Genomic DNA, 8,741 nt, shown 5'->3' with positions numbered 1-8,741 from the left:
CGCCACCCGACCCTCCTAAGTCGGAGGAGCGCCATTGTGGTACCGGCCCGACCCGGAGAGACGATGAGACTGACGGGAACCCCCCAAACCCGCCCACCCCCGCCCCGCCGACGCCCCCGCCCCCACCACCCCCGCCCCACCCCTCAAAGCCCCCGCCCCCCGAAGCCCCCCGAAGCCCCACCCCCCGGCCACCCCTCGAACGCATCCCCGGGGCCGGGCAGCGATTACCCGGGCCTTGCGCGGCGCGTTGCCGTTGCATGACCACGGTTGAGACATCCGCGCCACGGACGGGACGCCGTAGGCGGCCGGTGCCGCTCGGTTGCGAAGAATCGGTTCAGCATGGGTTTCGGCGGCGGATTCCCGATCCGCCGATCTACAGCGCGATGATCGCGCGCTGGGCCGAGGACGGACGGACCGTACCGGGTCGGCGGGACGCCGAGTGGGCGCGGATCGCCTCGTCGCCGATCTGGCCCAGCGGGCCGCTCTACGGCGGCTGAACGGAGCGGAACGGAGTGGAACGGAGCGACAGCACGTCACCACGCCGCCGCCCCCGCCGCCCGGCCGCCCCGCCCGGCCCCGCCCGCCGCCGGGCGCTCCAGGCCCATCCGCCTAGCGCGTCTCCGGCCCCGCCAGGTGGCGGGCGATGACCATGCGCTGGATCTGGTTGGTGCCCTCCACGATCTGGAGCACCTTGGCCTCGCGCATGAGCCGCTCCACCGGGAAGTCCGCCGTGTAGCCGTAACCGCCGAGGACCTGGACGGCGTCCGTGGTGACGGACATCGCCGAGTCGGTGCAGAAGAGCTTGGCCATGGCCGCCTGGCGGGAGAAGGGCTTGCCCGCGTCCCGCAGCCGGGCCGCCGCGAGGTAGAGCGCCCGGCCCGCCTCGATCTTGGTGGCCATGTCGGCCAGCATGAAGCGCAGCCCCTGGAAGTCCGCGATGGGGTGTCCGAACTGCTTGCGGTCCCGTGCGTACGCCACCGCCTCGTCGAGCGCCGCCTGGGCGACGCCGATGGCGCAGGCCGCGATGCCCAGGCGTCCCGCGTCCAGGGCGGCCAGGGCGATGCCGAAGCCCTGCCCCTCCTCGCCGATGCGCCGTGCGTCCGGTACGCGTACGCCGTCGAAGTGCAGCTGGGCCGTGGGCGAGCCCTTCATGCCCATCTTCTTCTCGGGCACGGCGGCGGTCAGCCCGTCCGCGTCGCCGGGGACCAGGAAGGCGGTGATGCCCTTGGGGCCCGGGGCGCCGGTGCGGGCGAGGACGGTGTAGAAGTCCGCGACTCCGCCGTGGGTGATCCACGCCTTGGTGCCGGTGATGACCCAGTCGTCGCCGTCGCGGACCGCCTTGGTGGTCAGCGCGGCGGCGTCGGAGCCGGCGGCCGGTTCGGAGAGGCAGTAGGCGCCGAGCAGCCCGCCGCCGAGCATGGCGGGCAGGTGGGCGCCCTGCTGCTCCTTGGTGCCGTAGCCGGCGAGGCCGTGGCAGGCCAGGGAGTGCACGCTGACGCCGAGGCCGACGGTGAGGCGGGCCGCGGCCAGCTCTTCCAGGATCTGGAGGTAGACCTCGTAGGGCTGCTCGCCGCCGCCGAACTCCCCGGCGTACGGGAGGCCGAGCAGGCCGGCCTCGGAGAGCAGGGTGAAGATCTCACGGGGGAAGCGACCGGAGTCCTCTTCCTCGGCGGCCCGGGGGCGGATCTCCCGCTGGGCGATCTCGCGTACGAGCGCGAGGAGGTCCCGGGACTCCTCGGTGGGCAGCTGTCGGTCCACCGGCTGCGGGGCGCGGTCGTTCATGGCGGCGCTCTCCTCCCTCGTCGGGCACGGCGGCGACGCGTGAGGTGTGGGACGCGCCGCCGGGTCTCGGTTCTCGCACAGCCGATGCTGCCCCTCCCGGATCACGGAAGGGGCTGTTCAGCGGCTGCGGCGGCTTGAGTATGCCCGATCAGTGGCTTCCCGTCACCGGGGCAAGATCACCGAAAGGGGTAGCGGGCTCCTCGGGAGCGGGCGGAGCGGGACACTCCGGGACGAACTCCCCGATGACCGTCAGGGTGGCCCGCAGCTGGCGGACGAGCAGGGCTCCCACCTCGGCGCGGCCGGGCCGGGAGGCCCGGTCGGCCGCGGGGCCGCCGATCCATTCCAGGGTGAGCCCCTCGACCCCGGAGAGCCAGCCCACGAGAGCGAGGCGGGCGACGGCCGGTACCGTGCGGCGGCCGTAGGCGCCCTCGGCGATGGTGGCGACGAGTTCCTCGCGGACGGCGTCGCGGATGGCGAGGACCTCCGCGTCGCAGCCGACGCCGCCGGTGACGATGGTGCGGTAGGCGGCGTGGTGGTGTTCGGCGTAGTGGAGGTATCCGTCGATGGTGCGGCGGACGCGTTCGGCGTCGGGGAGGTCGCTCTCGTCGCCGGCGCGGGCGACGAGCTCGGCGACCGAGTCCTCGACGATGGCGAGGTAGTAGCCGCGTTTGCTCTTGAAGTAGTAGTAGATCAGCCCCTTGGCGACGCCCGCGTGCCGGGCGATGTCGTCCATGGACAGCGCGTCGTACGAGGTGTCGGCGAACAACTTCCGGCCGGTCGCTATGAGTTCGGCCCGTCGAACCTGCGAACGCTCGGTCGTTCCGCGCTGTTGACTATTATTCAAATTGAGCCCTAGCCTCGAACCGCCACAGGATGCCGGAAGTATGGCAGACCTGCGTGCCGAGCTGGCTCCGCACTTCCCCTGCGCACCGGACGACGTACGGGAGGAACATCATGGGTACCGGCAGGAACACGGGACGGCCCGTCGAGAGCCGCGTCAACTGGAAGAAGACGGCCGCCGCCGCGATGCCCGCGGTCGTCGCGGTCGGGGCGATGGCCATGGTCATGGCGCAGGGCGCGCTCGCCGCCTCCTTCGCCGTCTCGGGGACCAGCTTCCAGGTCTCCCCCTCGAAGCTGAGCAGCAAGGGCCTGGCCTCCTACGTCCAGACGGACCGCTGCTGAGCGTCGCCCTGGACGGCGCGAAGTGCTTCTAGGCGCGGCGGGCGGCGTGAGGGACCCGCGGGGCGGGTGGCTGGAGCGGCGACTGCCGCTTCCCGAGCGCCGGCGGCGGCTGCGCGCCTGGCGCCGGACCCGGCCGTTCTGGGGCGGCCTGCTGGTGGTGCTGGGCGGGGCCGAACTGCCCTTGGTCCCGCTCTCCCCGCTGCCCGGGCCTGGACGGCGGCGGCCCGCGGACGCCGGCCGCCGCCCTGCCCGTGGTGCTGCTGACGGCGCTGGTGGCGGGCGCTCCACCGATGCCGAACGCCCCACCGGTGGGAACGTCGCCGGCGGCGGGAGCGGCGTTCACGGCGTCGGCGTTCTCAGGAGCGCCGACGGCCGCCTCGACCGCCGCGGCGGCGCCTTCCACCGTCGGGACCTGCGTGACGCCCGCGAGGGCGAACCCCTGCGGCGCGAAGAGGGAGGTGGTCACGGTCGGCGGAATCCGGGCCGCGACGGAACGGGCCGCTCAAGGTGCTGGTGCTGAAGATGCGCGCGGCCTCGCTGCGCGACTACCGGCTGCGCACCCGCGACGGGCGGGACGAGTACGCGCTGGCCGCCGCCTCCCTCGACCTGCGCGGCGACGTCACCCTGTACCTGACCAGGTTCAGCGGGTGCATCGAAGGGCTGCTGTGCGTCACGTTCAGCCCCGACGGACTGCCCGCGCCCCCGGTCATCCCGCCGTTCGTCTTCATGACCCGGGTGACGGCCGAGCAGGCCCTGGTGACCTCGGACGTGATCGTGACCGAGGGGCTGCGGCTGGAGGCCTCGTGATCCCGGTGCGGGCGGCGTCCCTGGGGCGTACGGCATCGGCGCCGCCTTCGCGGCGGCGGCCGGGCGGCGGCTCCGGTGGGGGGTTACAGCCAGCCGAGCTGGGTGACGAGCATGGCGACGACCACCACGAGGGTCCAGCCGAGCACGTGTTCCAGCCAGGCGGAGTCCTCCGTGGGGCCTCCGGTGCGGACGAGGGCGGGGGCGGTGGGGGCGGCGGCGCTGGTGGCGGTCATGGCGTCCAATGTGCCAGCGCTCGCGGCGTTCGCGGTAGAGATGAGGGTCACGGGTGGCGCGCGTCACGCCGCGGACGCCGGCCTGTGCGGATGGGGTCCGGCGCTCGCCCCGCAGGGACTCACCGGCGGATGTCACGGCTGCGGCTGCCGCCGCGGCTGCCGCGTCCGGTCGGCGGGGCCGCCCCGCCGACCCCGCCGACCCCGCCGGCCCCGCCGGCCCCTCAGAGGACTCCGACCGTCCGCAGCGCCTCCACCTGCGCCGGGCTCGCCGCCGCGGGGACGTAGAGGTAGCAGACGCCCCCGGTACCCGAGACGACCTTGCCGGCCGCGTTGTGGCGCTTGGTCCGGAGCCAGACGTTCTCCCATTCCCGGCGCTGGTAGACCCGCCGGACGGAGGCGTTGTCGGGCGAGTTCGGGTCGTTGGCGACCACGTCCCCGGCGGCGGTGAAGCCGATGACGGTCATCAGGTGGCCGGCGGTGCCGTAGCCCGCCCCGGTGAGCTCACCGGGCAGGAAGGACTGCGAGGTGATGGCCGGGATGCCGGCCCGGACCAGGGTTTCCAGGTCGGTGAGCGAGCCGAGCCGGGTGACGACCCCCGCAAGGCCGCGGTAGGTGGCCGCGTAGGCGGCGTTGAAGGGCCAGTTGCCGCAGCCCTTGTAGGCGGCGTCGTACGTGGAGCGGGCCGCGTGGCAGACCTGCGGGTCGGCGTACTCCGGGTTGACCCAGGCCAGGTCCGCGGCGGAGGCCCGGCCGCCCCAGAACTCGATGGTCATCTGTGAGGACGTGGGGCTGCACCAGGCCTCACCGCCGTTGTCGTACTCGGGGTACTGGCCGGCGTGGGTCTCCTGCGAGTAGCGCGGGACCGCCAGCTCGTGGGCCGTGCCGGAGGGGGCCGCGGCGGGCACGGTGAAGCGGTCCGGGACGGCGGAGGCCATGGCGCCGGCCAGCCAGACGGTCGGCCCGTGGTCCGCGCCGGGCTTGCGGTGGAGGGTCAGGCGCAGCTGCCAGTCCGCGATGCGCAGTCCGGCGGCCGGCGCGTCGACGGCGAGGGTGTCGGTCCAGACGGTGGACCTGCCGTCGGTCTGGCCGTCCACGGAGGTGCGCCGGATGTCGCGGTCTCCCGAGGCCCAGCGGCCCATCACGTACCAGGGGGTGGCCGTGCCGTCGGTGTAGGTGCCGCGCAGCTCGACCTGGATCCAGGTGCCGGCCGGGGTGCGGGCGTTCCAGGAGGCGATGGCCTCGGTGGCGGGCACCGTCGAGCGGTGCACCGGGGAGGTCCAGGTGGCGTACTCCCAGGTGCTCTTGCGGCCGGTGTGCGGGTCGGCGTATTCCATGCGGCCGGCCGCCGTGGCGATCTCCAGGCCGGGGCGGGCGCCGGCGGCGGGCGTCGTGCCCCGGTGGGTGCCCGCCCGCCAGTGCTCGTGGGAGTGCCAGAAGCGGTTGTCGACGGTGCGGCCCGGTCCGCGGGGGGACGACGGGAGGGCCGCCGCGGAGCCGCCGCCGGAGACGGTGGCCGCCGTGGCGACCGCGAGTGCGGCGACGAGTACGGCCCTGCGCGGTGTGGGTGCGGTCATCGCGGGGTTCCCCCAGGGGTGCGTGGGTCTTCGGTGGCTCCACCCTTCCAGTTCCCGCGCGCCGTGCGCCGAAGCCGGGTCCCCGTGTCGGGGGTGACGACCGGTCCGGCCGTAGGGTGGGGTCGTGGAGCCACAGCCGTCACTGAAGGGCCTGGCGCGGGAGCTCGCCGCGCGGCCGCCGTCGCTGGGGCCGGTGCGGCTGATCGGGATCGACGGGCACGCGGGGTCGGGCAAGAGCACGTTCGCCGGACGGCTGGCCGAGGAGCTGGGCGGGGCCCCGGTGCTGCACCTGGACGACGTGGCGACCCACGAGGAGCTGTTCGGCTGGGTGGACCGGCTGCGCGCGCAGGTGCTGGAGCCCCTCGCCGCGGGCCGGACGGCTCACTGGGCTCCGTACGACTGGGTGGCGCGCGCCTTCGGGCCGCGGCGGGTGCTGGAGGTGGCGCCGGTGCTGCTCGTCGAGGGGGTCGGGGCCGGCCGGCGGGCGCTTCGCCCGCATCTGGCGGGGCTGCTGTGGATGGAGCTGCCGCGTGAGAAGTCCTGGGGGCGCGGGAGGAGGCGGGACGGTGGTGAACTCTCCGACTTCTGGGACGGATGGGAGCGCGCGGAGCGTACGCACTTCGCGCACGACCCTTCACGCCCCTTCGCCGACACCCTGGTACGCCAGAGCGGTACGGGATACGAGTGGTCTTCCGGGACCGGTGCGACCGCAGGAACGGCCGATTTCCTCACTCCGGGTGACGGACTCCCCCGGGCCTGAGCCACCCCGGACGGCCCGGCCCGGGAGGCCCCCTCCGGCGTCCTTGACCGGGAACCTGCAGCGGCCTTACGTTCTCAATGCGGGGCCCTTGGGGGTCTCCGCGGTTCCGAAGCCCCCGGTTGTTCCCCCGTGACCGGGGGCTTCGCCCTGCTCCAGCGGCCCCTGGGCGTCGGCCCCGCACGGGAGGGAACACCCCCGGCATCTCACCCTGAGTCACCGCACGCGCCCGGGGCGCACGCCCGAACCGGGCCCGTCGCACCCTACGTATGGTGCGGGAGCGCAGGTACGATGCAGCCCTGATTTCATCGGCGCAGCAGGCAACTCGCGTGCACGGCGCGAGGGTTGCCGCGCACCACGGGGGCGGGCTTGTGGGGGACGTCATGGATTTCGGCACGCCGGGCAGGACGCACGCGCCGGCCGAACTCGCCTGGCTGCGGGGGGTCGACGCCTGCACCATGGGCGCGTACCCGGGCGGCCGTACGGCTCGATCCCGCGATGGCCGACGCCTGGCTCGGCCTGCACGCACTGCGGGTGGACACCACCAACGCGTTATTGCGCATGTACGCGCACCGGGACCGCTTCGGCGAGCAGCGCTCCCGGCACCGGCGGACCCTGAACTCCTGGTACTGGCTGGGCTGGTGGGTCCAGCCGGTGCTGGAGAGCCCGCGGGACCTCCTGCTGGCTCACGCCTCGCACTGGCTGGACGGCCGGCACGTACCGGAACTGGACCAGGCGCTCGCCGCGCTGCCGCCGGTGGACACCGATCCGCAGGTCCGGTTCCTGCACGCCTGCCGGGCCTACCTGGTCAAGGACTGGGAGCAGCTGGTGCGGCACACCGAGCCGCTGGTGGACGACCCGCTGCTGGGCATCGAGGCGGGCCTGTTCGGCGGGATGGCGCGGGTCCGCCTGGAGATGTACGGGCAGGCCGAGCCCGTGCTGGCGGCGGCGCTGATGCGCTGCCGCAGCGAGCAGCCGCAGCGCAAGGAGCTGCGGTACTGGCTGGCGCGGGCCCACGAGGGCACCGGGCGCAGTGCGGCGGCGCTGCCGCTGTACCGGGCGGTGCACCGGGTCGACCCGTCGTTCATGGACACGGCGGCCCGGCTGACGGCCATCGAGGACGGCGACGACTCCGACGGCATGGCCGGGCTGGCCGGCCCGGGGGGCTTCTCCGGCTACGGGGGCCACGCGGGACACGGCCCGTCCCCCGCGGGCGGGGACTTCGCGGCCGTGGCGCTCGGCGGCGTCGGGCCCGTCCAGGACATCGCGCCGGACGGCCAGGCGGAGCCCGATCCGCTGGTGCCGCCGCCCGGGACACCGGCCGGACTGGCCGAGGGCGTACGGCGCAAGGCGCCCGTCCCGCGGCAGGGGGCGGCTCCGGGGCTGCCGGCCGGGCCCGCCGATCCGGCCGCGCTCGCCGAGGCGCTGGCGGAGCTGGAGCGGATGGTGGGCCTGGAGCCGGTCAAGCGGCAGGTGAAGGCGCTCTCCGCGCAGCTGCACATGGCGCGGTTGCGGGCCGGCCAGGGCCTGCCGGTGCAGCCGCCGAAGCGGCACTTCGTCTTCTCGGGCCCCTCCGGCACGGGCAAGACGACGGTGGCCCGGATTCTGGGCCGCGTCTTCTACGCCCTCGGGCTGCTCGGCGGCGACCACCTGGTGGAGGCCCAACGCGCCGACCTGGTCGGCGAGTTCCTGGGGCAGACCGCGGTGAAGGCGAACGAGCTGATCGATTCGGCGATCGGCGGGGTGCTGTTCGTGGACGAGGCGTACAGCCTCTCCAACTCGGGCTACAGCAAGGGCGACGCGTACGGGGACGAGGCCCTCCAGGTGCTGCTCAAGCGCGCCGAGGACAACCGCGACCACCTGGTGGTGATCCTGGCGGGCTATCCGGCCGGCATGGACAGGCTGCTGTCGGCCAATCCGGGGCTGTCGTCCCGGTTCACCACCCGGGTCGACTTCCCCAGCTACCGGCCGCCGGAGCTGACGGCGATCGGCGGGGTGCTGGCGGAGGCGGACGGGGACCGCTGGGACGAGGAGGCGCTGGAGGAACTGCGCAGCATCAGCGGACACGTGGTGGAGCAGGGCTGGATCGACGAGCTCGGCAACGGGCGCTTCCTGCGGACCCTGTACGAGAAGAGCTGCGCGTACCGGGACCTGCGGCTGGCGGGCTTCGCGGGCGAGCCGTCCCGGGACGACCTGGCGACGCTGCGGCTGCCGGACCTGATGCAGGCGTACGGGGAGGTCCTCTCCGGCCGCGGGCCCCAGGACCGCGCGGATCCCCTGTAGCGCGGCCCGCGACGCTGCGGACCGCCCTGGGGGGGGCCCCGGCCCCGCCCGGCCCCCCCCGGGGGGGGGGGGGCCCCCCGCGGCCCCGGGGCGCGGGGGGGCGCCCGGGGGCCCGCGGGCCCC

8 protein-coding genes and 1 pseudogene are annotated in these 8,741 nt (G+C 74.6%); 5 read left to right on the top strand and 4 right to left on the bottom strand.

Translation table 11 applies throughout. The annotated features are described in order from the left end of the window. Positions 1 to 609 precede the first annotated feature (609 nt). On the bottom strand, positions 610 to 1,782 hold the full coding sequence (locus ACFWU6_RS31665; protein WP_383812882.1) for an acyl-CoA dehydrogenase family protein: 1,173 nt from the start codon (positions 1,780 to 1,782) through the stop codon (positions 610 to 612). Between the two features lie 148 nt (positions 1,783 to 1,930). Beyond that, entirely contained in the window at positions 1,931 to 2,626 is a 696-nt protein-coding gene (locus tag ACFWU6_RS31660; RefSeq protein ID WP_383812881.1) for a TetR/AcrR family transcriptional regulator, read from the bottom strand. A gap of 110 nt (positions 2,627 to 2,736) precedes the next feature. On the opposite strand from ACFWU6_RS31660, the gene ACFWU6_RS31655 reads away from it, so the two are divergent. Genes ACFWU6_RS31655 through ACFWU6_RS31645 form a run of 3 tightly spaced genes read left to right on the top strand, consistent with a single transcriptional unit; the run spans position 2,737 to position 3,771 of the window. Beyond that, the gene (locus ACFWU6_RS31655; RefSeq protein ID WP_383984687.1) at positions 2,737 to 2,964 is read left to right on the top strand and encodes a hypothetical protein; all 228 of its coding nucleotides are present in this window, start codon (positions 2,737 to 2,739) and stop codon (positions 2,962 to 2,964) included. A gap of 22 nt (positions 2,965 to 2,986) precedes the next feature. Next, entirely contained in the window at positions 2,987 to 3,484 is a 498-nt protein-coding gene (locus ACFWU6_RS31650; protein WP_383984684.1) for a DUF6114 domain-containing protein, read from the top strand. Further along, positions 3,478 to 3,771, top strand: coding sequence for a hypothetical protein (locus tag ACFWU6_RS31645; RefSeq protein ID WP_383984681.1), 294 nt, complete (start codon positions 3,478 to 3,480; stop codon positions 3,769 to 3,771). The genes ACFWU6_RS31650 and ACFWU6_RS31645 overlap by 7 nt, the downstream gene beginning before the upstream one ends. An 83-nt stretch (positions 3,772 to 3,854) precedes the next feature. Here ACFWU6_RS31645 and ACFWU6_RS31640 read toward each other — a convergent pair whose 3' ends face one another. Together ACFWU6_RS31640 and ACFWU6_RS31635 are read right to left on the bottom strand one after the other, a co-directional pair. Continuing rightward, positions 3,855 to 4,004 (bottom strand): SCO1431 family membrane protein, encoded by a 150-nt coding sequence (locus tag ACFWU6_RS31640; RefSeq protein ID WP_383812877.1) that lies wholly within the window; start codon positions 4,002 to 4,004, stop codon positions 3,855 to 3,857. 221 nt (positions 4,005 to 4,225) lie between these two features. Then, complete coding sequence (locus ACFWU6_RS31635) at positions 4,226 to 5,578, bottom strand: peptidase C39 family protein (protein WP_383984678.1); 1,353 nt, start codon at positions 5,576 to 5,578, stop codon at positions 4,226 to 4,228. Between the two features lie 124 nt (positions 5,579 to 5,702). On the opposite strand from ACFWU6_RS31635, the gene ACFWU6_RS31630 reads away from it, so the two are divergent. Together ACFWU6_RS31630 and ACFWU6_RS31625 are read left to right on the top strand one after the other, a co-directional pair. Then, positions 5,703 to 6,338: a uridine kinase gene (locus ACFWU6_RS31630; RefSeq protein WP_383984675.1), complete on the top strand. Its 636-nt coding sequence runs from the start codon at positions 5,703 to 5,705 to the stop codon at positions 6,336 to 6,338. Positions 6,339 to 6,718: 380 nt separating this feature from the next. Further along, positions 6,719 to 8,618 (top strand): annotated as a pseudogene (locus ACFWU6_RS31625) (AAA family ATPase). Positions 8,619 to 8,741: the final 123 nt, after the last annotated feature.

It is taken from the genome of Streptomyces sp. NPDC058674 (assembly GCF_042716505.1).
GTDB lineage: Bacteria > Actinomycetota > Actinomycetes > Streptomycetales > Streptomycetaceae > Streptomyces.
This window is presented reverse-complemented; position numbering and strand designations above follow the sequence as displayed.

Bases quoted from the DNA above. Each gene is read 5' to 3' on its own strand.
- ACFWU6_RS31635 (WP_383984678.1), bottom strand. From the start codon at position 5,578: ATGACCGCACCCACACCGCGCAGGGCCGTACTCGTCGCCGCACTCGCG.
- ACFWU6_RS31655 (WP_383984687.1), top strand. From the start codon at position 2,737: ATGGGTACCGGCAGGAACACGGGACGGCCCGTCGAGAGCCGCGTCAAC.
- ACFWU6_RS31640 (WP_383812877.1), bottom strand. From the start codon at position 4,004: ATGACCGCCACCAGCGCCGCCGCCCCCACCGCCCCCGCCCTCGTCCGC.
- ACFWU6_RS31665 (WP_383812882.1), bottom strand. From the start codon at position 1,782: ATGAACGACCGCGCCCCGCAGCCGGTGGACCGACAGCTGCCCACCGAG.